Source organism: Paraburkholderia youngii (assembly GCF_013366925.1).
In the GTDB taxonomy this organism is placed as follows: Bacteria; Pseudomonadota; Gammaproteobacteria; order Burkholderiales; family Burkholderiaceae; genus Paraburkholderia; species Paraburkholderia youngii.
Genome location: NZ_JAALDK010000001.1, coordinates 6374347 through 6399505 on the forward strand (window position 1 = coordinate 6374347; position 25159 = coordinate 6399505).

Below are 25159 nucleotides of genomic sequence, written 5' to 3' on the forward strand. Positions count from 1 at the left end.
AACCTGGAGACCCCTGCGATGACGCGTAGCTATTCGAACTGGTTCGTGCGCGCGCGCCTGAAGACGCGCCAGTTGCTGCTGCTTGCCGCGATGGAGGAGGAGGGCAACGTGCGCCGCGCGGCTGACGTGCTCGGCATGACGCAGCCGGCCGCGTCGCGCCTGTTGAAAGAACTCGAGGACATGCTCGGCGTGAGCCTGTTCGACCGCACGCCGCACGGTATGCACGCGACGCTGTACGGCGAGGTGATGATCCGCCACGCGCGCATGGTGCTGTCGAACCTGAGCCAGGCGCACGACGAAATCTCGGCGCTGCGCTCGGGGCTCGCGGGTCAGGTGCGCATCGGCGTGATCGCCGCGGCTGCCGCGACGATGGTGCCGCGCGCGATCGCGAGCGTGAAGGAGCGTTATCCGCAGTTGCAGATCTGGACAGAGGTCGAGACCTCCGACGTGATGCTGCCGCGGCTCGCCGAAGGCGACCTCGACATCATGATCGGCCGCGTGCTCGAACGGCAGAATCAGTTCAAGACCGACGTGCGCTACGAGCCGCTCGCCGACGAACCGCTGTGCGTGGTCGCCCGGCCTGGCCATCCGCTCGAAAACGAAACGGGATTGACGCTGCGCGGTATCGTCAACGCGGCGTGGGTGCTGCATCCGCCTGGCAGCGTGCTGCGCCACCGCTTCGATCTGATGTTTTCGCAGATTGGCCTGAATCCGCCGCAGAACGTCGTCAATACGAATAACTTCCTCGCGATTTCGAGCCTGCTGCTGCAAAGCGACATGTTGGCTGTATTGCCCGATGAAGTGGCGCGTCAGTACCAACAGTACGGGGTATTGAAACGCGTACCGATCGATTTACCGTGCAGGATGGACACATTCGGTATCATCACGCGCCAGTCGCATCTGTTGTCTCCGGCGGCCGCCGTCGTGCTCGAGGCGCTGCGGGAGGCGGCCCGCGACGTGTACGGCACCGCCATGGAACCGGTGGTGGCCCGGTAAATGCTTCCTTCCGTGTCATAGGCACCGGCCGACGGCGCGGGAGGAACAGACGATGTACAGCAAACACAAGAAACGGCAACGCGCCGTCGACGATTCATTTTCGCTGCGCTCCGGTGGAGCGAGCGCCTGGTTTAGCAACGGCATGGCTCTCAAATCGACGATATACAAGGCTGAAGTGCAGATCGCGGACATGGACCGGCACTATTACGCCGACCATTCACTGACGATCGCCCGTCACCCCTCGGAAACCGACGAACGGATGATGGTCCGCGTCGCCGCGTTCGCGCTGTTCGCACAGGAGCGGCTGGAGTTTTGCAAAGGTTTGTCGGATGTCGACGAGCCGGATCTGTGGGCGAAGGATCTGACCGGCGCGATCGACACCTGGATTGAGGTCGGCCAGCCCGACGAGCGCCGCATCGCGAAGGCGAGCGGCCGTGCCAGTCACGTGATCGTGATCGCGTATGGCGGGCGGACCTCGGAAATCTGGTGGCAGGGCGTGCGCAACAAGGTCGAGCGCCTGCGCAACGTGACGGTCTGGACGCTCGGCGAGGACGTCGCGGTATCGCTCGGCTCACTCGCCGAGCGCACGATGCGGCTGCAATGCACGGTGCAGGACGGCGAAGCCTGGCTCGGCAGTGCCGAAGCCGACGCGGTGAAGATCGACTGGACCGTACTGAAAGCGCCCGCCGACGCATGATGGAACCGGTCTGAACCGGTTTTTGCGCAGTTTCGTTTTCGCTTTCAGAGCGACGTGATTCGCGCCGCCTCCGGCGGCCCCTTCAGTTCGACCATGTTGCCCTCCGGGTCGAACAGATACAGCGACGGTCCAAACCCGTCCGCGCCATAACGCACCCCCTGTTCGCCGAGCCGCGCGCCACGCGCGCTCAGATGCGCCTTCAGCGCGTCGGCGTCGAACGACTCGACGCGCAGACACAGGTGATCCATGTTGCGCCCCGTGCCCGCCTCACCGTTTTCCGCGCGATCGAGCTTAGCGCCGACCTGCAGCAGATCGATCAGCGATCGGCCCGCGCGCAGCTGCGTGAGGCCGAGTTCGCGCTGCTCCTTTTCAACGCTGCAACCGAGTACGTCGCAGTAAAAGCGCGCGAGGGTGTCGACGTGCGTCGCCCGGATCACGACGTGGTCGATCTCGCGAATGTGGATTTTCATGCTGAACGCCCTTTCGCTAGTACGGAGAACCGATTAGGAAGTGTAGGAGAAAGGGCGGGGGGCGGATCGGCGGGCAAAAAAAAAGCCCGCTCAAGTGGAGCGGGCTGAATCCATATCAGGAGGAGACATGGAGGAGACAAGTACTAATATACACATCGGCTTGGTGCGACGCAATAACTTTTTAAGGGAAAACCCGATATCTTGCAAAATTGTCGCAGTTTGAGGCAAAACGCCCGGCCGCGGGGCGTTCCGCGGCGTTTCGGACCGCGATTTGTCCGGTTTGACCCCACTACGGGTGAGGACAAGCGCGTCCGAATGACAGAGCAAGAACCGGCGCGTACTGTGCAGCGAACAGGCCTAGATTGATGAGCATCGACACTGACTGCCCATCCGGGCCCCAGGACATCATGAACGCCACCACTCGCCATTCCACCCCCATGCGCACCACCGCGGACGTCGGTGCCACCCAGTGGCTCACCGACGACGAGCGCTGGGACGCCGTCACCCACCGCGACCACGATGCCGACGGCGCATTCTTCTACGCGGTCAGGACGACCGGCGTGTTCTGCCGGCCGTCGTGCGCGTCGCGCCAGCCGCGCCGCGAAAACGTCGCCTTCTTCACCGATGCCGCCGCCGCGCGCGCCGCGGGCTTCCGCGATTGCAAGCGCTGCCAGCCGGGCGGCCTGCCACGCGAGCTTGACATCGTCGCGAGGGCCTGCGCGGCGCTCGACGCCGATCCGCAGCAGCGCCTCACGCTCGCGCAACTGAGCGACGCCGTGCACGTGAGCCCGTTTCATTTGCAGCGCCTGTTCAAGCGCGTCGTCGGCGTGTCGCCGCGTCAGTACCAGGCCGCGCAGCGCGGCGCCGCGCTGCGCGACGCGCTACAGGGCGGCGCCGATGTCACGCGAGCGACACTCGACGCCGGTTTCGGCTCGCCTTCGCGCATGTACGACAGCGCGCCGGCCGAGCTCGGCATGGCGCCCTCCGCTTACCGGCGCAAGGGCGCCGGGCTCACGGTGCGCTATGCGAGCGCGCCGACCTCGCTCGGCTTCGTGCTGGTCGCGGCGACCGATAAGGGCATCTGCAAGATCGGTTTCGGCGACGACACCGCGCTGTTGATCGACGAATTGCGCGGCGAGTTCTCGAACGCAGAGCTGCGCGAGGACGCTGGGCGCCTAGCACCGTTCATCGCGCAGATCGATGCGTACCTGCGCGGCACGCGCCAGGACTTCGACCTGCCGCTCGACATCGCGTCAACCGCGTTCAAGCAGCGCGTGTGGGATGCTTTGCGACGCATTCCGTACGGCGAAACGCGCAGCTACTCGCAGATCGCCGAGGCGGTCGGTTCGCCGCGCGCGGTACGCGCCGTCGCAAGTGCCTGCGCGACCAATCCGGTCGCGCTCGCGATTCCTTGCCATCGCGTCGTGCAGAAAGGCGGGGCGCTCGCCGGCTATCGCTGGGGGCTGCCGCGCAAGGCCGCGTTGCTCGACAATGAGGCGCAGCACGCAGGCGGCGCTTCAGCCGGCGACGCGCCGCGCCGCCGCGCAAGCCGCCCCGACGCCGATTCCCGCCACTCCAACCTGGATCACGCCGCTTGAGTACGCTTAACGACGTCGCAACTCTGGAATTACCGTTCAAGGCACCGTTCGACTGGCCGCGGCTGCTGCGTTTTTTCAGCGGCCGCGCGACGCCTGGCGTCGAAGCCGTCGAGGACGGCGCGTATCGTCGCGCGATCGAGTGGAACGGCGACAGCGGCACACTCAGCGTGCGGCTGCATCCTCGCAAGCGCTGCGTCGTCGCGAGCATCGAAGGGCCGGCGAGCCGGCATGCCGATGCACTCGCCGCGCCGATCGTGAAGATGTTCGATCTGCGCGCCGATCCGAAGAAGATCGCCGCCGGACTCGCCGCGGACCCGTGGCTCGCGCCGCTCGTCGCCGCGGTGCCTGGCCTGCGGGTGCCGGGCGCATGGTCAGGCTTCGAACTGGTGGTGCGTGCGATCGTCGGTCAGCAGGTCAGCGTGAAGGCCGCGACGACCATCATCGGACGGCTCGTGCAGCGCGCGGGCCAACGCATCGACGGCCATCAGCACCAGGACACCGCGTGGCGTTTTCCGACGCCGGCCGCGCTCGCCGAAGTCGATCTCGCGCAGATCGGCATGCCCGGCAAACGCGTCGCCGCGTTACAGGGCTTCGCGCGCGCAGTCGCGAGCGGCGACGTCCCGCTCGACAGCAGCGACACCGTCGACGCCGCGAGCCTGCGCGCCGCGTTGCTCGCGCTCGCGGGCATCGGCCCATGGACCGTCGAATACGTCGCGATGCGCGCATGGCGCGATCCCGATGCATGGCCCGCGTCGGATCTCGTGCTGATGCAGTCGATCTGTGCGCGCGATCCTTCGCTGATACGGCCTGCACAGCAACGCAGCCGCAGCGATGCGTGGCGACCGTATCGCGCGTATGCCGCGATGCATCTGTGGAACGCGGTAGCGGATCGGGCGGGCGCGGCGCGCGGCGGGTGAGTTGAGCTGAGCGTCGTCACGACGCGCTGATGGCGATGCCGCAGTTCAGTGCGACCCCGCCATGCGCGCTCAAACCCCGCCGAAGCGGCCGCAAGCAGCCGTTCTGGCGAGATGTTAAAGTGCCCGCTACTGAAAATTCCGCCGAACGTTGTCAGCCGCTGTATCGCCTGTGAATCGTCTGGCGATACACGGCGACCGGCAACGCCCGACCTGCATCAATGCCAAACACCACACCATCCGGCACGACCGACGTGCTTTCGCACCGCCTGTCCGTGCTCGACTCGAGCCCGCAGCGCGATGCGCTGATACGCGGCCTGCGCGGCATCGAAAGGGAAAGCCTGCGCGTAACGCGCGACGGCCAGCTCGCGATGACGCCGCATCCGCGCGCGCTCGGCTCGGCGCTCACGCATCCGTCGCTGACGACCGACTACTCCGAGGCGCTGCTCGAGCTGATCACGCCGGCCGAGCAGGACGCCGCCGAAACGCTCGCGCAGCTCGACGTGCTGCATCGTTTCGTCTACGCGGAGCTCGGCGACGAGATCCTGTGGAACAACTCGATGCCGGGGCTGTTGCCCGCCACCGACGACGGCATTCCGATCGCGCACTACGGCACGTCGAACATCGGCAAGCTGAAGTACGTGTACCGGGTCGGCCTCGCGCTGCGCTATGGCCGCACGATGCAGTGCATCGCGGGCATCCACTACAACTATTCGCTGAACGAAGAAGTGTGGCGCCTGCTGCACGCCGATCAGCAATCCACCGCGAACGCCGTCGACTTCCAGTCCGACCGCTACCTCGCGCTGATCCGCAATTTCCGCCGCACGAACTGGCTGCTGATGTATCTGTTCGGCGCGTCGCCGGCGCTCGATCGTCGATTCCTCCGCGATCGCAAACACACGCTCGACACGTTCGACGCCGACACGCTGTATCGCCCGTACGCGACGAGCCTGCGCATGAGCGATCTCGGCTATTCGAACACGACCGCGCAGGCCGCGCTGCACGCCGACTACGACACGCTGCCCGGCTATCTCGACGCGCTCGCGAAAGCCGTGAGCCAGCCGTATCCCGCCTACGAGCAGATCGGTACGCAACGCGACGGCGAGTGGGTGCAGATCAACACCAACGTGCTGCAGATCGAAAACGAGTTCTATTCGACGATCCGTCCGAAGCGCGTCACTTATCCGGGCGAGCGGCCGCTCCATGCGCTCGCCGTGCGCGGCGTGCAATACGTCGAAGTGCGTTGCATGGATATCGATCCGTTCGAGCCGAGCGGCATTTCGCTCGAAACATCGCGCTTTCTCGACGCGTACCTGCTCGTATGCGCGCTCGACGACAGCGCGCCATTGCCTCCGCCCGCCTACACCGAAGCGAATCAGAACTTCGGCCGCGTGACGATGGAAGGCCGCAAGCCGGGCCTCGAACTGGTTCGCGACGGCAAGCCGGTCGCGATGACCGAATGGGCCGACGAACTGCTCGTGAAAATCGACGCCGCGGCGGCCCTGCTCGACGGCTTGAGGGGCGGCGACGAACACGCGCGCGCGGTCGCCGCGCAACGCGCGAAGCTCGCGGACGTATCGCTGACGCCATCGGCGCGCGTGCTGCAAACGATGCGTGACCAGCAGCAGAGCTTTCTCGCGTTCGGCCTCGCGCAAAGCGAAGCGCACGCCGCGTACTTCCGCGCGCGTCCGCTCGATGCCGAGCAGTCCAAGGCGTTTGCGGACCTCGCGGTGCAATCGCTCGACGAACAGGCGAAGCTCGAACGCGAGGAGGTTGGTTCGTTCGACGCGTTCGTCGCCGCGTATCGGGCCTATACGCTCAATCGCTTCAGTGTCTGAGCGCTCGGACCACAACAACTCGAGAAGTAATCAAGCGGCCCACGTGGCCGCTTTTTCTTTGTCCGTGCGAAACCGCAAGTAAGCTCTACGGATTGCTCTCTGCGAGCGCGCGCAATCGGCAAATTCTCCACGCGCCGTCGCGATTCTCTGATCTGGGTGAAACACCGCCTGGATGGGGTGGTCCAAAATGTTATGACAGGCTTCGCAGCGGAGGTACCGACGTGAAGAACAAAGCTCTGTTGGCCGCACTGTGTCTCGTAGCGACTGCGGGATGCTCAACGCAGGGTCAGGTCAATCCGGACGTCATGCAGATCGCGACCAAGCCGTTGACGTGTTCGAACAAGGCCGAATGCGACCTCTGGTGGCAACGGGCGCAATCGTGGGTCGCGAGTCATTCGAAGTACAAGATCGAGACCGCTAACGACTCGCTAATCCAGACCGCCGGCCCCGACGGTGGCAAGCGGGCTCTCGCGTTTCAGATCACGCGCGCCTCGGAACCCGATGGCACCGTTACGATCGGCTTTTCCGCGCACTGCGACAGCTCGCTCGGCTGCAAGCCGAATCCGTGGGAAGCCGGTGCTGATTTCAAGCAGTATGTGAGGGGCACCACGGGCACAGCCGCCAGCGCGCCGCAAGGCAGTGCGACGCAATCGCAGAACGCGCCCGATGCGACGCATCCGGAGACGATGCCCGGAAAGACCACCAGGCTGCCGAATGGCGAGGCGATGTCGCAATAGCTGAAGCTGTGGCGGCAGCGGCGATGCATTCGCCGCTGCCGCGTGTTTGCTTCAGTGTCCTAACGAGGGCCCGCTGCCCTTGCGTGGCTTGGTGATCCACACGAGCAAGGCCAGCACGATAAACGCCGCGCACGAGATGCGGAAAAAATCGTTGGTGGCCATCATGTACGCCTGGCTAGTCACCACCTGGTTCAGCTGCGCGGTGAGACTGTCGCCGGACAGCCCAGCGCCCGCGAGCGCATTCGTATAGGCGTTCGTGTTGGCCGAATACGTGTTGACCGTATCGGCGAGCATCGCGTGGTGATAGATCGTGTCGTTTTCCCAGAACGTCGTGCTGATCGCAGTGCCGATCGCGCCCGACAACGTGCGGAAAAAGTTCGACAGACCCGACGCGCTCGCAAGACGCTCGTCGGGCACGCTCGACAGCGTGATCGTTGTCATCGGCACGAAGAAGCACGCGACGCCGATGCCCTGCACGAGCCGCGGCAGGATCACGTGGCCGAACGGCACGTCCAGTGTGAACGTCGAGTTCCAGAACGACACGATCGCGAACACGATGAACGCGAAGCTCGCGACCATGCGCAGATTCAGCCGATGCATGTTCTTGCCGATCATCGGCGATAGAAACAACGCAAGCAGTCCGACCGGTGCCGTGGCGAGACCCGCGAGGCCCGCCGTGTAGCCCATCACCGTTTGCAGCCATAGCGGAAAGATCACCACCGAGCCGAAGAACGCCATGAAGCCGAACGAAATGATGACGACGCCAAGCGCGAAATTGCGATCCTTGAACAGCGACAGGTCGACGATCGGCTCCTCCTCGGTCAACTCCCACACGAGCAGGAATGCAATCGACACGAGCGCGATCACGGCGAGCGCGACGATGAACGTCGAGTTGAACCAGTCTCGGTCCTTGCCGAGGTCGAGCATCATCTGCAGGCAAGACACGCCGGTCACGAGCAGCACGAGGCCCGCCACGTCGATGCGCTGGCGCGTCGTCTGCGTTTCGCGGCCACGCAGCAGCAGATACGCGCAGAACGCCGAGAACAGGCCGATCGGAACGTTGATGTAGAAGATCCACGGCCACGTGAAGTTATCGGTGATATAGCCGCCCATCACCGGGCCGAAGATCGGCGCGCAGATCACCGTCATCGCCCATAAGCCGAGCGCAAGGCCGCGCTTCGCGGGCGGGTAGGAGCGCATCAGGATCGTCTGCGACAGCGGCACCATCGGCCCGGACACGAGCCCTTGCGCAAGCCGGAATGCAATCAGCGATTCGAAGTTATGCGCGAAACCGCAGGCCGCCGACGCGATCGTGAACAGCAGCACCGACAGCGTGAAGAGCCGAACTTCGCCGACGCGTCGCGCGAGCCAGCCGGTCAGCGGCACGGCAATCGCCGAGGCGACCGAGTACGACGAGATCACCCAGGTGCCCTGACTGGCCGCGACGCCGAGGCTGCCGGAAATGGTCGGCACTGCGACGTTCGCAATCGAGGTGTCGAGCACCTCCATGAAGGTGCCGAGCGCAAGGCCGACGGTCAGCAGCGCGAGCGTGCCGCCTTTGAGTGGAGCGGGTTCGGCGGCGGGCAGCGCGGCGTTGGAAGCCGTGGCATCCATAATTTTGGTTCTCCTCAGGCGGCAAAAGCTTGTCGTGGCAGCTTTATCGGGCGTCCCAGCCCCGATGCTTACATGCCGGATCACCCTCTGCCCAGACAGATATCTGATGACAATGGCGCCTTGGAAAGGCGCCTTAGGATTGTCTTGCTAGTACTTCGTGATGAAGCGCCGCCGCCCTCCGACGACGATCGCGCCTCGACGCACGCTTCGGCTCATCGCTGCGGCTCGTCCGGCGGTGGCGGCGGTCCGCAACCCACGTCGGCTTCCCCCTCCGGCCCGTTTGCGATGAAACGGGCGAGCAGGTGAATCAGCGTCGCGTGCTCCTCGGCGGTAAAGCCGCGCAGTTGGTCGTTCAGCACGGTCGCGCCGAGGTTCGGCAGTTGCCGCGCGGCCTCATGGCCTTGCGGTGTCAGCTCCAGTTTCACCATGCGTCGGTCGTCGTTGCTGCGCGTGCGCACGACGAAGCCTTTCTTTTCCAGGCGATCGAGCAGTCGCGTCATCGAGCCGCTGTCGTACGACATCGCGCGCGACAGCTCGAAAGGCGTGCTCGCGCGGCGCGACGACAGCATCAGAATCACGCCGATCTGCTGCGCGGTGAGTCCGAGCGGCTTGACCGCACGGTCCGTGCGCTCGACCAGCACATTGCGCGCTTTCGTCAGGTAGTAGCCAAGACTGCTCGTGAGCTCGACTTCGTCCGCTTTGTAGGGGCCATCAACCATGGGGTATCCGAAACATCCAGGCAAGACGAAGTTTAGCTGCCTAAGCAGACAAGTCAAATCACATTTTGCGGTGCGCAACGAGCCAGCCTAAAAACAACAGTCGAATCATTTGCGCCGCACAGTATCTTGAAATTTGATTGCATGGTCAATATTATGACAAGCAATGAGTTTCGCGCGTCCTGCGCTATTCGAGACCATGTTCTGACCGATCGACCGCACGCCGCCCGCCTCGCGACGCGCGCCAAAGGATTTCCCCTATGCTGTACCTCAAAAACACGCTTGGCGGCCTCAGCCGCTCACTGACCGATTCCGCACTCCATAGCTTCCAGGGCCGGCACCGCTGGTGGAAGCTCGCGCTTTTCGCGGGATTGCTCGTGCTGCCGGGCGGGTCCGTGGGCGTCGCGCTGCTCGCTTGGGCCGAGCATCGACGGGAAACGAAGCGGGCGAAGAAGGGCAACACCGCAATCGTGGAATCCAGCGAAATCGTATTGCCGAAGGAAAGCTTCGCGATTGAGACGGAAAACGTCGCCGCCGCGACAGCCAACAGCGGCAACGCTTGCATCGCATCCGGTGGTGCGTCGTGCCGGGCCTCGGCTGGCAAGCTCGCGTGTCAGCGTCAGCGTCAACGCCAGCAGACCCAATCCACGAAAACGAGGCTCTGAAGGGGTACCGATTCGCCGCGCTTTTCTCGCCATTCAAACACCGCAAACCCGCTGCCCCTCGCTCCACCGGTAACAACGCGTAACCATCGCGTCACCGCAAGTAACACACCTGCGCACCGCCTCGCATTAACCTTTCAGCTTTCGGTTTCCCGCGCTCGCGCGGGCCCATACGCTAACATTCCGGCAGACCACGATCTCGCCCGGTCGCTGGCGCCCTTCCCAGCCATACCGCGGCGTCCAGAAGGAATTCATTGCATGCAGTCTGTTCGAATCGCGCGCGCGCGGGCATTTGCACCGCGCGTCCTATCCGTTGCCGTCAGCGCGGCCTGCGCGGCACTCGTCGCCGCCTGCGCGGTCGGCCCGGACTATCAGCGGCCGGCCACCGAGATCCCCGCGTCGTTCAAGGAGGCCGCGCCCGGCTGGAAGGTTGCCGAGCCCGCCGATCAACACGACCGCGGCGACTGGTGGGCGATCTACGAAGACCCGAAGCTCAACGAACTCGAAGACAAGCTCAACGCAGCGAACCAGACCATCGCGCAATTCGCCGCGAACTACCGGCAGGCGCGCGCGCTCGTCGGCGAAGCGCGGGCCGCGTACTTCCCGACCATCGGTGCGTCGGCGGGCGCGACCCGCTCGGGCAACGGCTCGCAAACCGGCGGCAATGCGACGACGGCGACGAGTCGCGAAGGCATCAATAACAGCTTCAACGTCCAGATGACGGCGAGCTGGGAGCCGGACCTGTGGGGCTCGGTCACGCGCTCGGTCAACGCACAGAAAGCCGGCCAGCAGGGCGCGGCCGCCGAACTCGCAAACGCGCGCCTGTCCGCTCAGGCAACGCTCGCGCAGACCTACTTCCTGCTGCGCGCGCTCGACTCCACGCAGAAGCTGCTCGACGACACCGTTCTCGCCTATCAGCGCTCACTGCAGCTCACGCAGAATCAGTACGCGGCCGGCGTCGCCGCGCGCTCGGACGTGATCCAGGCGCAAACGCAGCTGCAATCGGCGCAGGCCGCCGCAATTGAGAACGGCATCCAGCGCGCGCAGGACGAGCACGCGATCGCGGTGCTGATCGGCGTGCCCGCGTCGATGTTCTCGCTGCCGCCGATGCCGCTCACCGCCACGCCGCCCGCCGTGCCCGCGCAGATGCCGTCCGCGCTGCTCGAACGCAGGCCGGATATCGCATCGGCGGAACGCAAGGCCGCGGCAGCCAACGAGCAGATCGGCGTGGCGATCGCCGCGTTCTTCCCGTCGCTCACGCTGTCGGCGACCGGAGGCTTCGAGAACTCGGTGTTCTCGCAATTGTTGACGTTGCCGTCGCGCTTCTGGACGCTCGGCCCGCAACTGGCCGGGACGATCTTCGACGCCGGCCTGCGCAAGTCCCAAACCGAGGCCGCGCGCGCCACCTATGACGCGGATGTCGCGACCTATCGGCAAACGGTGCTCGCCGCGTTCCAGGACGTCGAGGACAACCTTGCGTCGCTGCGCATCCTCGAGCAGGAAATCGTCGTGCAACGGCAGGCGGTTGACTCGGCGCGCCAGGCGCTCGCCATCGTGACGAACGAGTACAAGGCGGGTACGGTCGGCTTCGTCAACGTGCTGACCGCGCAGACCACGGCGTTCACGGCCGAACAGAAGCTCGAGAATATCGCCGGGCAGCGGATGGTGTCGTCGGTGGGGCTCGTGAAGGCGCTCGGCGGCGGCTGGGATGCGTCGCAGATGAATCGCGAGACCGGCGATGTCGCGGCGCCCGCGCCTCTGCCGGCATCGGCTCCGGCGGCTGCGGCAGCGGCAGCGGCAGTCGGCGCGGCGTCCATCGCACAGGGCAACGCGCCGCAAGCGCGGGTGCAAAGCAAATAATTGCCCGCTGCGCCCGCCGCGCAGCAGAATCGCAATGTAGAAGAGGCATGACCGCGATTCGCGGCCATGCCTCTTTTTTCATCGCGCTACGCGCGCGAAGCGCACCTCAGTGCATGAACGTCAGCGCCACCGTATCCGGCCCGCTCGGCCGGCCAAGCAGATTCAGCAGGCCGGCGAGGTTATCGTGCTGTTCCGGCGCGGCGCTCGCCGTGCCACGAAACGACGTCGATGTGGCGGACATCGTGCCGCTGCCGGTCAGCGTCAACGGTCCTTTGATCGTACTCAGATCGAGCGCCGACGACTTGCCCTGCGCCTGAAACCTGACCCGGTACGACCCGAGCGGCTTCACGAGCGACACACGCGAGCTGACGTCGTCGAGCGTCATCGTCAGCTGGCCGAACGCTTCGCCGTTGAAGCTGCGCCAGTCGGTCCACGACAACTGCACATTGCCCTGCAGATCGAGCGTGTTGAATGGCGCGCCAAGCCCCGCGAGCAGCGACGCCGGCACCGCGAGCACGCCCGGCGTGACGGTTGCGCCGCGCGGCGTCGCATCGACCGTGATCGGGTCGGGCATTGCCTCGCTATGGCGCATGACCATGCGCACGCGTCCGGTGAAAAGCGGCCAGAACGCGGTGCGCCACTCGATCCGCCCAGGCAGCAGCGTCGCCGCGCTCATATCGGAGCCGGCGGCCAGCATCAGCGTCGCCGAGCCGTGCCACAGCGAGCCCTCGGCGTCGACAAGATTGACGTGCCCGTGCGTTTGGCGAGCGAACTGCGGCGTAATCCACGCGGCCGGCAGCAGCGCGAGCGTCACGGCCGCCACCGACAAAGCGGCGACCACCAGCCACGGCAGCGCCCTACGCAGGCGCCACATCCAGTAATTCATGCGAGATCCTGTAGCGAGCGGCGCGTCGTTATTTCGCGCTCGACGGTTGCAGCGCGACCGTCAGATCCACCTGGCCGTCGTCTTTCAACGCGGTGATATGCGCCTCGGAGACCTGCACCTTGAACTGCTTTCGCACGTCATCGACCCACGCGGTCCAGGCCGGAAACGCGACGTTTTTCATCTGCACCTGCACCGCGTTGCCGACGAACTGCACCTGCGTCGCGGCGAGGCCGTGCTCGCTGAGCGATGCGGAGAGCGCGTCCTTCAGCGCCGCGCCGGTCGGCGCGACACCTTGCGCGGCCGCCGACAGCGAACGCGCCTCGTTCGCCTGCGCGGTCATCTGCGCGAGCTGCCGCTGCAGGCTGGGCAGCGATTGACGCAAATGCGCGCGGCCTTCCTGCGCGGGCGCCCATAGCACCGACCATGCGATCGCCACCGCGAGCGCGGCGCCGCCCCACGTCAGCAGCGCCTTCTCGCGATCGGTGCGCTGGTCCCAGAAGCCAGCCCATGTTTGAGCGAGTTCAGCTTTCATTGTCCGTTCCTGATGGTCCACTTGCCGGTGCTGCTGTCGATCGCGCCGGTCAGGCCGTTGCGCGCGAGGCGCTTGGCGAAGTCGGGGTCGACCTTGATCGCGGGTTTGAAGGTCACGTCGAGGCGGTGCTCGTGATAGTCGAGCGCGGCGATGCCGTTGACCGGCAGCGGCGACAACGAGCGTGCGAGGCCGTCGGCGAGCGACAGGAAATCCTCCGGCGACAGCTCGCCCGCCGCGACGCGCAGCTGTTGCAACTGACGCGCCATCTGATCAGGCGCGTCGAGCACGACGGTCGTCTTCGGGAACGTGTTGAGCAGCAGCTCCGTCATCTGCGTGTTGATCGCGTCGCGCTGACGCGCGAGCATCAGCCACTGCACGTTCGCGCCGATGATCGCGACGACGAGCGCGGCGACCGCGAGCACGATCGGCAAACGCAGACGCCGCAGCGTCGCGCGATCGAGGCGCCACGGCTGCGACGCGAATTCGAACTGGCACAGGTCGAAGCGGCATTCGAGCGCGCGCCGAGCGAGCTGCTCGAACGGCAGCGGACTCGCGCCGTGGATATGCGAGGCGAGCCGCGCGGGACTCGTCGTGGGTTGGTTGGGCTCGTTACCCGGCACTTCGGTCAGCATGTACAGCGACACCGGCGCCGCTCCCGCCAGTGCGGAGAGCGTCGCGTTCACCGCATTGGCCGGGGCCGCGAGACCCTCGCCCTGCACGCCGCGCGCAATCGCCAGTTCGACGCGCGGCACGCCGCTGTCGACCGCGCCTTCGACCAGCAGCGCGGGCGCGGTCTGCACGACCGCACCGAGCACCGCGGCCACCATCGGCACGATGGACGGCGCTTCGGGCGCGACCACCGGCGCGACGCCCGGCGGCGACGTCGCGACGCTCGCCGCGCCAGCCATCACCGGCTCGCGCACCTCGGCGGTTTCGTCGACGTTCCCGGCGACTTCGGTCACCGGCGCCGGCGGCAGGCAACGCGTGACCGGCACCGCGCGCAGGCTGCGATGACCGGCCGCCGTGAACGCCTCGCAGATGAAACGGAACCAGCCGCGATCGATGATCGCGAGCAGGTGCCGGCCTTCCCCAAGCCCCTGCGGATCGACCGCGATATGACAGGTCTGCGGGTCCTGGATCAGTTGATCCTCGACGATATTGGGCAGCGCCTGGCGCAGCTTCGGGCCGCGCAGCGGCGGCAGCGTCGCGGGCATCAGCAGCAGGTCGCGCGCGGCGACCATCAGCACCGTCGTGTTCGCGCGCGGCAGCAGCGCGAGCGCCGAGCGCCCGGCGCGCTGCGTGCGCTCGGCCTTGTCGAGCAGCACGAACGGCAGCTCGGGCAGTTGCCACTCCTGCGAGGGCACCGCCGGATCACGCGGCGGCAATAGGACGATCAGCGTGCTCAAAGGCCACTCTCTCTGTGGATTGCGTTATTCATAGTTGGTCTTGTACCCGCACGATACGCGTAGTGTGAGTCAGCGGATCGCGATAGACGAGTGTCGTGCGATCCACTTCGGCGCGCTCGTGCTGCACACTGCCGTGGACTAAAAAGTAGCTCGAATTGACGTCGAACTGATTCGGATCGATCGACGCCGATTGCACGCCGGCGGCGGTCAGCGCGAGCTGCACGTCGCCGGCGTTGCGGAAAAACACGGTCTGGCGCCGCGCGACCAAGGCCTGCGCCTGCGACACGGTCATGCCCGGCACCACCGCCGCGATCACTTCGGCCGACGCGGTGTTCATGTTGATCGCGGTGACGGTCGGCAGCACGGTGACGAACGGCCGCAGCTTTGCGACGATCTCCGGTGTGTAGCCCGGAATGTCGAGCAGCGAATCGACGCCCGTCATCAAGAGCGGCGCGACCGCCACGTTGTCCTCGCCGTCCTCGATGCCGGGCTGGTTCGTGAAGTTGCCGCCCGTCATCCCGCCGCCGCCGACCTGCGGCGAGCTGCTGATCGACGTGCCGGTCTGAAAGCGCGTCGCCGATTGCGACAGCCCCGCGCGCACGTGCAGCGCGGTCACTTTGGCCAGCTGCCCGCTCAGGCCGAGCGACACCAGCAGGCGCTGATACGCGGCCGTCTGCTCGGCGCTGATTTGCGTCACGCCGGGCGCCGGACTCGCGACCAGATTGCGCAGATTGAATCTGGACTGCGCGTCCTCGATCGAGCCCGACAGATACGTGGCCGCGCCTTGCTCAGCGCGCACCTCGCCGATCTGGCCGAGAAAATCCGACAGCCGCGTTTTCGCGATCGGCACGCCCCACAAGCCGCCCAGATACGTGATGCCCGCCGACGTGTCGCCTTCGGAGCGCAGGATCAGCCGGGTCCAGTCGAGCGCGCCGCGCGCGACCCATTGCGCCTGGGACAGCAGCCGCTGATTCTCGATGCGGCGGATCTGCACCTGCTGGCGCCACAACATGCCGGACACGAGGATCGCCGACAACGCGACGACGAGCAGCGCGCTGATGATGGCGGCGCCTCGCTCGCGTGCACGTGCGCGCGAAGCGGATGGGGACTTCTTCGGCAACGACGAGGAGAACGTCATGTCATTCTCCGACCAGAAAAACGCGCGTGACCGGCTTTGCGAGCGATGTCGCGCCGATGCTGATCTGGAGCCCCGTCACCGAGCGGGGCATCGGCGCGTTGCCAAGTTGCGGCACCTTCAGATTGTTGACGGCCTGGTTCATCGCGGTTTGCACGTCGTTCATCTGGATGGTCCAACCGAGCTTCGGCACATACATGCGCGCCGAGATCGAGCCGACGCCGCCCATCAGCGGCACCGCGGTCCAATCTTCGTCGCTGCCGTGCAACGCGCGCCGCAAGTCGCCGACGTTACCGATCGGCGGCGACGCATAGCGCACCACGCGGCCGTTCGAGATCTGATAGCGCACCACCTGCAGACGCGGCGCGGTGCCCGGCAGCACCATGTGCCGCACGATCTGCAGCGTGTTGCCGGAGACCGAGACCGCGGCCTGGCTGGCTTCGTCATCGCTGGCTGCCTGGCGCGCGTCGATGCGCATCTGGTCGAACAGCTGGGCGAACACCCGCTCGTCTTCCATCGCGTTCGTGATCGTCGAGCGGGCTCGGATGATCTGATCGAGCCCGCGCCACGACAGCACGGCGATCACCGCGAGGATCGCGATCGCGACCAGCAGTTCGATCAGCGTGAAGCCGCGCGCGCCGTAACGGCGGCGGCGCTCACAGCGAGCGGTTGATTTCATTCGCGACCACCGTGACCATCTGGGCGAGATTGCCGGACTGGCCGGGCATCGTCACCATCACTTCGACACGGCGAAACACCGGATTCGGCGTCGCCGTCACATGCTCGGTACAGCGCAGTTGCAGATTGCCTTGCGAGCAATCGAAGCTCGTCGAGCCGATGTTCGGCCATGCATGCTTCAGATGCAGGTCCGCGAGCGCGTTGTCCGCGCTCCAGCCGGCGAGCAGACGCCGGTGCAGATCCGCTTCGCCGCTCGCCAGACTGCCGACCGCGCGCAGCGACGCGGCAAGCGCCACCGCGATGATGGCGAGCGCGACCAGCACCTCGATCATCGTGAAGCCGCGCTGGTTGCGGCACGCTATAGCGCGCGTGTTGCAAGGAGAAGAGGCATGGGTGGCCCTGCCATAACGTCGCATCCGCATGTCAGCGCACCTCGTAGCGGCCATTGCCGGTACTGACGATCGTCGCCTGTCCGGCCGCCGAAAACAGCGTGACCTGCACCGGCAGGTCGATCGCCTCGGTACCGAACACGATGCGATCGGCGTGCGAATCCGAACCCGGGAAACTGATCGCGACACTGGTCACGCCGCCTTCCCACTTACGCGGCCCGAGCAGATCGTCACGCAACGGACGCCAGCCGTCCTGGGTGCGCTGATCGAAACGGAAGCCGCCTTCGAACGGCTGCCACGCGATCGGCCGCGCGCGCACCTGCGCTTCGTCGCCAGCCGATTCGAACAGCAGCGCGAGACGCTGCGCTTCTTCGTTCAGATCGGTGCGCGGATTGCGGGTCATCGTCAGCGCGGTCAGCGACACGAGCAGACCCGCGATCACGAGCACGACCATCATTTCGAGCAGCGTGAAGCCAGCCGCGCGGCCGCGGGGTTGCCGGGAGCGCGGCCGTGAAGCCGTACACGGAGTGTCCAGACGGGACTTGCAAGCGGACGTGCGCATAGTGCCGGCCATCGACGATCAACGAATATTCAAACAGCAATGCATCGGTGAAGCACGCACGCTTCGTCGCGCCACGCAAATTGCGGCGCGGCGGGCAGGGCGCCCGGTGAAACCAGCGGCCAACCCAGTGGCAACGAGGGCGCGTGCGTGAACATCATCGAGCCTGGCGGGATGCTCTGTTCAGCGTGCTTATTGCCAGGACCCGACGTCGGCATCGTTGCCTTCGCCGCCCGGCTTGCCATCGGCACCGTAGCTGAACACATCGATCTCACCGTGCACGCCCGGATTCAGATACTGATACGCATTGCCCCACGGATCGTTCGGCAGACGCTCGAGATAGCCGCCGTCCTTCCAGTTGTTCGGCACCGGGTCGGTGGACGGTTTTTCGATCAGCGCGTGCAGGCCTTGCTCCTGGGTCGGATAGCGGCCGTTGTCGAGGCGATAGAGCTTCAACGCCTGCATCACGGTGCCGATATCCTGCTTCGCGGCGACGCGCCGCGCTTCGTCCGGACGGCTCATGATCTTCGGCACGATGAGCGCGGCTAGAATGCCGAGAATCGCGATCACGACCATGATTTCGATCAGCGTGAAACCGCGTTGACGACGGCCGCGTGAACCCGCGTTGTCAGCGCGGCGAATGGTCGACAGTTGCATAGCTTGCTACCTCTTTTCAGGTGAAATTTTCGGCTCGGGTTGTCAAATTGAACACGCCGGGCCGGTCATTTTAATGTCATGCAGTTGAAGGCTTTCAACCCACCGCAATATTCACAATAGTCCGTACAATGTGCGCATGAACGCCATCCAAATCCGCCTCCTGTCGCTCGCGCTGTTCGCCGCTTTCTGCGCGACGCTCACCTACTGGGTCATCACGCTCACCACGATGTCCGGCGCGCCGCTACCGGCTGCCGCCGCACACGCGCAGGTCTCGACCGACCAGGCCGCGACGCTGTTCGGCGGACAGCTCGCGCGCAACGTCAATCAGGACATCCATCTGTTCGGCATCCTCGCGTTGAGCGAAGGCGCCGCGGCGATCGTCAGCGTCGGTGGCGAGCCGCCGCACGCGGTGTCGCTCGGCAGCACGCTGATGCAAGGCACCAGGCTCTCCGAAGTTCGCGCCCGCTCGATCATCATCGACCGCAACGGCGCCCACTCGGAAATCTTCCTGCCCGCCAATTCCAGCGGTCCCACCATTTACGTGCGCTGAAACTTGAAGCGGTTGCGCGGCTGATACGGCACGCCGCGCCAATCCTTTCTTTTCCCTCCTCGCGCTACGGCTGCCGCTACTGCACGAGGTTGTTCAGTTCGATGATCGGCAGCATCACCGCAAGCACGATCACGAGCACCACGCCCCCCATCGCCAGAATCAGCAGCGGCTCGAGCAGGCTCGTCAGGAACATCGTGCGACGCTCCAGTTCGCGCGCTTCGCCGTCGGCCGCGCGATCGAGCATCGTCGTCACGTCGCCGGTCGCTTCACCCGAGCGGATCAGGTGCACGAGCACCGGCGGAAACGTCTTCGTGTTGCCCAGCGCGCGCGACAGCGACGTACCTTCGCGCACCCGCACGATCGCATCGTCGATGTTCTCGCGCATTGCGTTGTTGCTGAGCGTATCGGCCGCGGCCTGCAACGCGCGCAGAATCGGCACGCCCGCCGCGGTCAGAATGCCGAGCGTGCTGGCGAAGCGCACGGTGTTATAGCCGCGCACCAGCTTGCCGAGCAGCGGCGCGGTCAGCAGCCAGCGGTCGAAGGCAAGGCGCGGCCCCGGTTGCCTGAGCGTCGCGCGCACCAGATAGACGACCACGATCACGCCGATCAGCATCGCCCACCACCAGTGCCGCACGAAACCGGACAGCGCCATCATCATGATCGTCAGAAACGGCAGCTGCTGCTTGGTGCTCGCGAACACGTTGACGACCTGCGGCACCACATAGCTGAGCAGGAACGTAACGATGCCGAACGCGATGATCGTGACGATCGTCGGATACGTGAACGCCAGCACGATCTTCTGCTTCAGGGCATTGCGCTGCTCGATGTAATCCGCGAGCCGCGACAGCACCAGGCCGAGCTTGCCCGTGTGTTCGCCGGCCGCGACGAGCGCCCGGTAGATCTCGGGGAAATCCTTCGGATGCTGCTGCAGCGCGTTCGCAAGCGAATGACCGCCGAGCACTTCGGCGCGAATCGCCGCCATCAGCTCGCGGATGTAGTCGCGCTCCGACTGCTCGGTCAGCACCGAGAGCGCTTCGTCGAGCGGCAGGCCCGCGATCAGCAGACTCGCGAGCTGCCGCGTCAGAATCGCCTGCTCGCGCTGCGACAGACGACGCCCGAGCGCGAGCCGCTGATTGCGCTCGCCGCGCGTGCGCGACGCCGCCGGTTCGACGACGAGCGGCGTGAGTCCCTGCGAACGCAGGTTGGTGCGCGCGCCGCGCGCACTGTCGGCGTCGAGCACGCCTTTTTGTGCCTTGCCCGCCGCGTCGATCGCTTCAAAACGGAATGCCGGCATGCGCTTATGCTCCGCCCGTCACGCGAATCACTTCTTCGAGCGACGTCAGTCCCGATGCGAGCCAGCGCTCCGAATCCTCGCGCAGCGTGCGCATGCCTTGGGCGCGGCCCGCTTCGAGAATTTCGGCATCGGCCGCGTTGCGGTGGATCAGCGAGCGGATCGATTCGTCGATCAGCAACAGCTCGTAGACGCCGCGGCGTCCCGCGTAACCGGACTGGCCACAACGGTCGCAGCCGACCGGATGCCAGCGTTTGCTGCCATCTTCTTCGGTGCGCTCTTCGCGGCACACCGGGCACAGCCGCCGCACCAGCCGCTGCGCGAGCACGCCGAGCAGCGACGAGGCGAGCAGATACGGCTCGACGCCCATGTCGGTCAGACGCGTGACGGCCGATGCCGCGTCGTTCGTGTGCAGCGTGGCGAGCACAAGGTGACCGGTCAGCGATGCCTGCACCGCGATCTGCGCGGTTTCGAGGTCGCGGATTTCACCGATCATGATGACGTCCGGGTCCTGACGCAGAATCGAGCGCAATGCGCGCGCGAAGCTCATGCCGATCCGCTCGTTGACCTGGGTCTGGCCGATGCCGGACAGGTCGTATTCGATCGGGTCTTCCACCGTCATGATGTTGGTGGTTGCCGTCTCCAGTCGCGACATCGACGCATACAGCGTCGTCGTCTTGCCTGAGCCGGTCGGGCCCGTCACGAGCACGATACCGTGCGGCTTGCCGATCAGCTTGTCGAACTGGCCGAGCGTGTCGGATGCCATGCCGAGCGCTTCGAGATTGAGCCGCGCCGCGTCTTTCTCGAGCAGACGCAGCACCGCGCGCTCGCCGTGGCCCGTCGGCAGCGTCGATACCCGCACGTCGACTGGACGACCGCCAACGCGCAGCGTGATGCGGCCGTCCTGCGGCAAACGTTTTTCCGCGATGTCGAGCTGCGCCATGATCTTGATCCGCGAGATCAGCGCGCCGTGCAGCGCTTTCTTGGGCCGCACCACGTCGCGCAGCGTGCCGTCGACGCGAAAACGCACTACCGACGCATTCTCGAACGGTTCGATATGAATATCCGATGCCTGCTCGCGTGCGGCTTGCGTGAGCAGCGCGTTGATCATGCGGATGATCGGCGCGTCGTCTTCCGATTCGAGCAGATCCTCGACCTCGGGGATGTCCTGCATCAGCCGCGACAGATCGACTTCGCCTTCCACTTCGCCGACCACCTGCGCGGCGCTGCCGTCCTGGCGCGCATAGGCCTGGTTGATCGCCTGCGCGAGATCGTCGGCGGGCACGCGCACGACCGACACTACGCCGTAGTTGCGCGCGATTTCGGCAAGCGCGGCTTCGCTCGTGCGTTCGCTGATCCAGACTTCGAGGCTATCGGCATGCTGATGCGCGACCAGGATCTGGCCGCTGCGCGCAAAACCGTATGGCACGAGCCGGGCGGCAAGCGGCGAGGGCGCCGCGCGCTCGCCGGCCGCGGCATCGCCGTTCAGCGGACGTTGCGAGGGCGCGGTTTGCGCGGGCATCTGCGTCACGGACGCGCTCCCGGCGACACCGTGCTCGGCACCGGGCCGCTCGCCGGCTCGACGACGGCCGGTTGCGGCATGGTTTGCGGCACCGTCTGCGGCACGGGTTGGGTTGTAGTCTGCGCGCCAGCTTGCGGCACGGCCGGCGCGCCAGCTTGGGGTACGGCCTGCGGCGGTACCTGTTGTGGAACCTGTTGCGGTGCCTGCTGCGGCATCATTTGCTGGCGGCGCATCTGGTTCAGGTCGAACAGGTTCATCGCCGGCACCCCGCCCTGGCTCGGGCCGAGCGGCATCGGCGGCACGACCGGATCGTCGCGATCCCTCATGATGTTGTTGTCCTGACGGTACGCGCCCTGCACACCCTGGATGTAGTCGTAGCGGTTCGCCGTGACGGCCTGCGTGGTGTCGCGGTCGGCGAGAATGACCGGACGCAGGAACACCATCAGGTTAGTCTTGTTGCGCGTCTTCTGCTCGGAGCGGAACAGCTGGCCCAGCCACGGAATGTCGCCAAGCAGCGGCACTTTGCTGTTGCTGACCTGGTAGTTGTCCTGCATCAGGCCGCCGAGCACGATGATCTCGCCGTTATCGCACAGCACGGTCGACTGGATCGAACGCTTCGTGAATTCCGGGCCCGCCGGGTTCGTCGCCGCGTTGTTCGTGCCGTTCACGATTGCCGAATCTTCCGTGTAGAGCAGCAGCTTCAGGATGCCGCCGTCGGTGATCTGCGGCTTCACGTGCAGCGTCAGACCGACGTCGACCCGGTCGAACGTATTGAACGCCGCGCTCGTCGTGCCGCTCGTCAGGTTCGAGTACGAACCGGTCTGGATTGGCACGTTGGTACCGACGATGATCTTCGCTTCTTCGTTGTCGAGCGTGATGAGGTTCGGCGTGGACAGCACGTTCGCGTCGGCGGTCTGCGACAGCGCCTGCAGCAGCGCGCCGAGACCCTGCACGCCGAAGATGTTGTGGATCCAGCCGACGTTCAAGCCCTGTTGCAGGCCCTGGCTGCCCAGCGCCGTCGCGAGACCGCCGGTCGAGCCAGCAGCCGCCGCAGCAGCCGTCAAGTTGATGATGCTGTTGCCCGAGCCGGTCGCCAGGTTGGTACCGGCAAACAGGTTACCGTTCGCGACCTGCCACTGAATGCCGAGGTTGCCGCTCGTATTCGAGTTCAGCTCGACGATCAGTGCCTCGATATACACCTGCGCGCGACGCGCATCGAGCTGGTCGATCACCGCGCGCAAGTTGCGGTACGTCGCTTCGGGCGCCGTGACGATCAGCGAGTTCGTCGCGGGATCGGCCGTGATCATGCCGCCGCCCTGGTCCTCGCTCTTCTCCTTGTCGCTGCTCAGAAAACCACCGCTGCTGCTGCTCGAGCCCGAAGCGCCGCCGCCCATCGGCGAGTTCATCGAGCCGCCGCCGAGGCCGCCCGACGGCAACGGCGGCGTGCCCGACGAGCCCGTCGAATAGCTGCTGTTCGACAGACCGCCACCGCCGCCGCCACCACCACCGCCGCCGCCGCTCGTGCTCTGGTTGAACGAGTTCGCCTCATTCGCGCCGCCCGACGAGCCCTCGCCGCCGCCCTTGCCGAGCATGCTGCGCAGCGTGCGCGCGAGCTTCGTCGCGTCGGCATTGCGTAGCGGCACGACGTGGATGTTGCCCGGCATCGCGGTCGGCATGTCGAGCTGCTTGGCGAGCTCCTTGGCCGCCGCGAGGCGTGCGGTGTTCGACGCGCGCATCAGCAGCGAGTTGGTGCGCGGATCGGACGAGATCGACACCTTGAGCGTCGCGTCCGTGCTGCCGATCGAGCCCGGATCGAGCATCTTGTTCATCTGCTGCGCGATGTCGATCGCATTCGCGTTCTTCAACGGCACGACTGCAACCGCCTGGCCGGCCGCGCTATCGACACCCGCGATGATCTGGGCGATGCGCCGCACGTTGTCGGCGTAGTCGGTGACGACGATCGTATTGTTGGAGGGGTAGGCCGCGACCGTGTTGTTCGGCGAGATCAGCGGACGCAGAACCGGCAGCAGATTGTTGGCCGATTCATTCCTCAGCGTGAAAACCTGCGTGACGACCTGGTCGCCGCGCGCCGTCGGCGCGTTGCCGACGTAGGTCGGCACGCCCTGTAGCTTGGCGTCGGCCTCGGGCACCACTTTCAGCACGCCATGATCCTGCACGAGCGCGAACCCCTGCATGCGCAGCGCGGACTGCAGGGTTTTGAGCGCCTGATCCTGAGGCACAGAATTTTCGGACACGAGGTTCAGTTGCCCCTTCACCCGCGGATCGACGATGATCGTCTTGCCGGTTGCCGCGCCGATCGCCTTGGCGACCTGGTCGATGTCGGCGTTGACGAAGTTGAGTGTCACCTGCGCCTGTGCAGTTTGCGCGGTGATCAGTCCAGCCACCAGCAGCGCCGTTGCCGCCCGACGCAAAGCCATACAATTTCTTCTCATGGGATGTGATATCGATGCCGGCAGCCTCTGCCACCGACGGTCATGCGATGCGGACCCGGCGGCAAGCTACCGCCTGGTCGGTTTGTGAGCCGGCCCTAAAAGCGAGTTTCGCTTCGAGCTCCAGCGTCCCGACGTCCGAAAAAATCGAACAGTAACAGCTTTTCATGTCGGAATTGAAACAAAACAAGGGGCCTCATGCGAATCCATGAAGATCGCAGAGCTGTTATTAAATTGAAAGCTAACCATCACCGTACACTCACGCCATTACCCGGCTTTGTACGGTCTTATGTCGGTTAGCCAACTTGACGAAGGTCGGACTGCCGGTATGATACGAGCCGTTCGACCCACTGTTATGTGTTTGCTGACGCGGGTTTTCCCCGATGCTCGACGAACGCCCGGCCAGCTTGCCGTTGCGGCCGAGACGCGGTCGGCGAACTGCCTTACCGATTCTTACCTCGGGTTTGCTTAGTCCTATTGACCGATGATACGTCCGCTCGTCACCTTTGCCGCCACCCTCGCGCTGCTCGCCGCAGCCGGTTCCGCGCGCGCCGACTGCTTCGATGAAGCGGCGAAGTATCAGAAGGTCAATCCGCTGATCTTACGGGCTATCGCGTGGCAGGAGTCGCACAACCGGCCGGATGCGCAGCACAAGAACGCGAACGGCTCGACCGACTACGGTGTGATGCAAATCAATTCGGTGCATCTGCCGGTGCTCTCCCAGTACGGGATCTCGCAGGGCACGCTGATGGAGCCGTGCAAGAACGTTTACATCGCGGCGTGGCATCTGCGCCGCCAGATGAACAAGTACGGCAATACCTGGCAGGCGGTCGGAGCATACCACTCGGAGACGCCGACGTTGCGGGACAAATACGCGCAACAGATCGCTGCGATTCTGCGCAGCTGGAAGTTGATGCCCGCGCAGTAAGCCATTCCAACGCTGTCGCTCGCACGAGCCGCACGCATTTTAATGCACAATGCGATTTCGTGCTTTTTCGCGCC

The 25159-nt window shown here is 65.5% G+C and carries 24 protein-coding genes; 10 read left to right on the forward strand and 14 right to left on the reverse strand.

Translation table 11 applies throughout. The features are described from left to right. Positions 1-18: 18 nt before the first annotated feature. Both G5S42_RS29045 and G5S42_RS29050 read left to right on the forward strand, forming a co-directional pair. Positions 19-996, forward strand: a complete 978-nt coding sequence (locus G5S42_RS29045) for a LysR family transcriptional regulator (protein ID WP_176109880.1) — start codon at positions 19-21, stop codon at positions 994-996. Positions 997-1138: 142 nt separating this feature from the next. Continuing rightward, on the forward strand, positions 1139-1693 hold the full coding sequence (locus G5S42_RS29050) for a YaeQ family protein (RefSeq protein ID WP_176110665.1): 555 nt from the start codon (positions 1139-1141) through the stop codon (positions 1691-1693). Between the two features lie 44 nt (positions 1694-1737). Here G5S42_RS29050 and G5S42_RS29055 read toward each other — a convergent pair whose 3' ends face one another. Further along, complete coding sequence (locus G5S42_RS29055; RefSeq protein WP_176109881.1) at positions 1738-2163, reverse strand: VOC family protein; 426 nt, start codon at positions 2161-2163, stop codon at positions 1738-1740. 437 nt (positions 2164-2600) lie between these two features. Here G5S42_RS29055 and ada point away from each other — a divergent pair, with 437 nt between their 5' ends. From ada to G5S42_RS29075, 4 genes are all read left to right on the forward strand, one after another. After that, positions 2601-3761 carry a bifunctional DNA-binding transcriptional regulator/O6-methylguanine-DNA methyltransferase Ada gene (gene ada / locus G5S42_RS29060; protein WP_176110666.1) on the forward strand — a complete coding sequence of 387 codons (1161 nt, stop codon included), beginning with the start codon at positions 2601-2603 and terminating at the stop codon, positions 3759-3761. Beyond that, the gene (locus G5S42_RS29065) at positions 3758-4678 is read left to right on the forward strand and encodes a DNA-3-methyladenine glycosylase family protein (RefSeq protein WP_176109882.1); all 921 of its coding nucleotides are present in this window, start codon (positions 3758-3760) and stop codon (positions 4676-4678) included. The genes ada and G5S42_RS29065 overlap by 4 nt, the downstream gene beginning before the upstream one ends. Before the next feature lie 218 nt (positions 4679-4896). Next, positions 4897-6513, forward strand: coding sequence for a glutamate--cysteine ligase (gene gshA / locus G5S42_RS29070; protein WP_176109883.1), 1617 nt, complete (start codon positions 4897-4899; stop codon positions 6511-6513). Positions 6514-6734: 221 nt separating this feature from the next. Then, entirely contained in the window at positions 6735-7250 is a 516-nt protein-coding gene (locus G5S42_RS29075) for a hypothetical protein (protein ID WP_176109884.1), read from the forward strand. 51 nt (positions 7251-7301) lie between these two features. Here G5S42_RS29075 and G5S42_RS29080 read toward each other — a convergent pair whose 3' ends face one another. Together G5S42_RS29080 and G5S42_RS29085 are read right to left on the reverse strand one after the other, a co-directional pair. Beyond that, the gene (locus G5S42_RS29080; RefSeq protein WP_176109885.1) at positions 7302-8864 is read right to left on the reverse strand and encodes a DHA2 family efflux MFS transporter permease subunit; all 1563 of its coding nucleotides are present in this window, start codon (positions 8862-8864) and stop codon (positions 7302-7304) included. A 212-nt stretch (positions 8865-9076) separates the two neighbouring features. Continuing rightward, on the reverse strand, positions 9077-9583 hold the full coding sequence (locus G5S42_RS29085) for a MarR family winged helix-turn-helix transcriptional regulator (protein WP_176109886.1): 507 nt from the start codon (positions 9581-9583) through the stop codon (positions 9077-9079). Positions 9584-9840: 257 nt separating this feature from the next. Between G5S42_RS29085 and G5S42_RS29090 the strand changes: the two genes are divergently transcribed. Both G5S42_RS29090 and G5S42_RS29095 read left to right on the forward strand, forming a co-directional pair. Beyond that, entirely contained in the window at positions 9841-10245 is a 405-nt protein-coding gene (locus G5S42_RS29090) for a hypothetical protein (RefSeq protein WP_176109887.1), read from the forward strand. Between the two features lie 255 nt (positions 10246-10500). Beyond that, positions 10501-12102, forward strand: a complete 1602-nt coding sequence (locus tag G5S42_RS29095; RefSeq protein ID WP_176109888.1) for an efflux transporter outer membrane subunit — start codon at positions 10501-10503, stop codon at positions 12100-12102. 106 nt (positions 12103-12208) lie between these two features. Here the strand turns inward: G5S42_RS29095 and G5S42_RS29100 are convergent, their stop codons facing one another. From G5S42_RS29100 to gspG, 8 genes are all read right to left on the reverse strand, one after another. Then, positions 12209-12988: a type II secretion system protein N gene (locus G5S42_RS29100; protein WP_176109889.1), complete on the reverse strand. Its 780-nt coding sequence runs from the start codon at positions 12986-12988 to the stop codon at positions 12209-12211. A 28-nt stretch (positions 12989-13016) separates the two neighbouring features. Further along, positions 13017-13520, reverse strand: coding sequence for a type II secretion system protein M (locus G5S42_RS29105; RefSeq protein ID WP_176109890.1), 504 nt, complete (start codon positions 13518-13520; stop codon positions 13017-13019). After that, positions 13517-14926, reverse strand: a complete 1410-nt coding sequence (gene gspL, locus G5S42_RS29110) for a type II secretion system protein GspL (protein WP_176109891.1) — start codon at positions 14924-14926, stop codon at positions 13517-13519. Before gspL ends, G5S42_RS29105 begins: the two co-directional genes overlap by 4 nt. A gap of 28 nt (positions 14927-14954) precedes the next feature. Beyond that, positions 14955-16064, reverse strand: coding sequence for a type II secretion system minor pseudopilin GspK (gene gspK / locus G5S42_RS29115; protein WP_176109892.1), 1110 nt, complete (start codon positions 16062-16064; stop codon positions 14955-14957). Between the two features lies 1 nt (position 16065). Continuing rightward, positions 16066-16740, reverse strand: a complete 675-nt coding sequence (locus tag G5S42_RS29120) for a PulJ/GspJ family protein (protein WP_176109893.1) — start codon at positions 16738-16740, stop codon at positions 16066-16068. Beyond that, complete coding sequence (gene gspI / locus G5S42_RS29125; RefSeq protein ID WP_376776967.1) at positions 16718-17155, reverse strand: type II secretion system minor pseudopilin GspI; 438 nt, start codon at positions 17153-17155, stop codon at positions 16718-16720. The genes G5S42_RS29120 and gspI overlap by 23 nt, the downstream gene beginning before the upstream one ends. A gap of 7 nt (positions 17156-17162) precedes the next feature. Beyond that, complete coding sequence (locus G5S42_RS29130) at positions 17163-17702, reverse strand: GspH/FimT family pseudopilin (protein ID WP_176109895.1); 540 nt, start codon at positions 17700-17702, stop codon at positions 17163-17165. A 177-nt stretch (positions 17703-17879) separates the two neighbouring features. Beyond that, a complete protein-coding gene (gene gspG, locus G5S42_RS29135) occupies positions 17880-18344 on the reverse strand; it encodes a type II secretion system major pseudopilin GspG (protein WP_176109896.1) in 465 nt (154 codons plus the stop codon). Between the two features lie 136 nt (positions 18345-18480). Between gspG and G5S42_RS29140 the strand changes: the two genes are divergently transcribed. Beyond that, positions 18481-18894: a type II secretion system protein N gene (locus G5S42_RS29140; protein ID WP_176109897.1), complete on the forward strand. Its 414-nt coding sequence runs from the start codon at positions 18481-18483 to the stop codon at positions 18892-18894. Positions 18895-18970: 76 nt separating this feature from the next. Here G5S42_RS29140 and gspF read toward each other — a convergent pair whose 3' ends face one another. Genes gspF through gspD form a run of 3 tightly spaced genes read right to left on the reverse strand, consistent with a single transcriptional unit; the run spans position 18971 to position 24145 of the window. Beyond that, positions 18971-20188, reverse strand: a complete 1218-nt coding sequence (gene gspF / locus G5S42_RS29145) for a type II secretion system inner membrane protein GspF (RefSeq protein WP_013090994.1) — start codon at positions 20186-20188, stop codon at positions 18971-18973. A gap of 4 nt (positions 20189-20192) precedes the next feature. Further along, entirely contained in the window at positions 20193-21707 is a 1515-nt protein-coding gene (gene gspE, locus G5S42_RS29150; RefSeq protein ID WP_246392220.1) for a type II secretion system ATPase GspE, read from the reverse strand. Positions 21708-21712: 5 nt separating this feature from the next. Then, positions 21713-24145, reverse strand: coding sequence for a type II secretion system secretin GspD (gene gspD, locus G5S42_RS29155; RefSeq protein WP_176109898.1), 2433 nt, complete (start codon positions 24143-24145; stop codon positions 21713-21715). A 496-nt stretch (positions 24146-24641) separates the two neighbouring features. On the opposite strand from gspD, the gene G5S42_RS29160 reads away from it, so the two are divergent. After that, the gene (locus tag G5S42_RS29160; RefSeq protein WP_176109899.1) at positions 24642-25085 is read left to right on the forward strand and encodes a lytic transglycosylase domain-containing protein; all 444 of its coding nucleotides are present in this window, start codon (positions 24642-24644) and stop codon (positions 25083-25085) included. The last annotated feature ends 74 nt before the right edge of the window (positions 25086-25159 follow it).

What these genes read in the sequence shown, in the direction of transcription:
- G5S42_RS29045 (WP_176109880.1), top strand. Translation starts at nt 19, where the DNA reads ATGACGCGTAGCTATTCGAACTGGTTCGTGCGCGCGCGCCTGAAGACG.
- G5S42_RS29050 (WP_176110665.1), top strand. Translation starts at nt 1,139, where the DNA reads ATGGCTCTCAAATCGACGATATACAAGGCTGAAGTGCAGATCGCGGAC.
- G5S42_RS29055 (WP_176109881.1), bottom strand. Translation starts at nt 2,163, where the DNA reads ATGAAAATCCACATTCGCGAGATCGACCACGTCGTGATCCGGGCGACG.
- ada (WP_176110666.1), top strand. Translation starts at nt 2,601, where the DNA reads ATGCGCACCACCGCGGACGTCGGTGCCACCCAGTGGCTCACCGACGAC.
- gshA (WP_176109883.1), top strand. Translation starts at nt 4,897, where the DNA reads ATGCCAAACACCACACCATCCGGCACGACCGACGTGCTTTCGCACCGC.
- G5S42_RS29080 (WP_176109885.1), bottom strand. Translation starts at nt 8,864, where the DNA reads ATGGATGCCACGGCTTCCAACGCCGCGCTGCCCGCCGCCGAACCCGCT.
- G5S42_RS29085 (WP_176109886.1), bottom strand. Translation starts at nt 9,583, where the DNA reads ATGGTTGATGGCCCCTACAAAGCGGACGAAGTCGAGCTCACGAGCAGT.
- G5S42_RS29090 (WP_176109887.1), top strand. Translation starts at nt 9,841, where the DNA reads ATGCTGTACCTCAAAAACACGCTTGGCGGCCTCAGCCGCTCACTGACC.
- G5S42_RS29095 (WP_176109888.1), top strand. Translation starts at nt 10,501, where the DNA reads ATGCAGTCTGTTCGAATCGCGCGCGCGCGGGCATTTGCACCGCGCGTC.
- G5S42_RS29100 (WP_176109889.1), bottom strand. Translation starts at nt 12,988, where the DNA reads ATGAATTACTGGATGTGGCGCCTGCGTAGGGCGCTGCCGTGGCTGGTG.
- G5S42_RS29105 (WP_176109890.1), bottom strand. Translation starts at nt 13,520, where the DNA reads ATGAAAGCTGAACTCGCTCAAACATGGGCTGGCTTCTGGGACCAGCGC.
- gspK (WP_176109892.1), bottom strand. Translation starts at nt 16,064, where the DNA reads ATGACGTTCTCCTCGTCGTTGCCGAAGAAGTCCCCATCCGCTTCGCGC.
- G5S42_RS29120 (WP_176109893.1), bottom strand. Translation starts at nt 16,740, where the DNA reads ATGAAATCAACCGCTCGCTGTGAGCGCCGCCGCCGTTACGGCGCGCGC.
- gspI (WP_376776967.1), bottom strand. Translation starts at nt 17,155, where the DNA reads ATGCGACGTTATGGCAGGGCCACCCATGCCTCTTCTCCTTGCAACACG.
- G5S42_RS29130 (WP_176109895.1), bottom strand. Translation starts at nt 17,702, where the DNA reads ATGGCCGGCACTATGCGCACGTCCGCTTGCAAGTCCCGTCTGGACACT.
- gspG (WP_176109896.1), bottom strand. Translation starts at nt 18,344, where the DNA reads ATGCAACTGTCGACCATTCGCCGCGCTGACAACGCGGGTTCACGCGGC.
- G5S42_RS29140 (WP_176109897.1), top strand. Translation starts at nt 18,481, where the DNA reads ATGAACGCCATCCAAATCCGCCTCCTGTCGCTCGCGCTGTTCGCCGCT.
- gspF (WP_013090994.1), bottom strand. Translation starts at nt 20,188, where the DNA reads ATGCCGGCATTCCGTTTTGAAGCGATCGACGCGGCGGGCAAGGCACAA.
- gspE (WP_246392220.1), bottom strand. Translation starts at nt 21,707, where the DNA reads ATGCCCGCGCAAACCGCGCCCTCGCAACGTCCGCTGAACGGCGATGCC.
- gspD (WP_176109898.1), bottom strand. Translation starts at nt 24,145, where the DNA reads ATGGCTTTGCGTCGGGCGGCAACGGCGCTGCTGGTGGCTGGACTGATC.
- G5S42_RS29160 (WP_176109899.1), top strand. Translation starts at nt 24,642, where the DNA reads ATGATACGTCCGCTCGTCACCTTTGCCGCCACCCTCGCGCTGCTCGCC.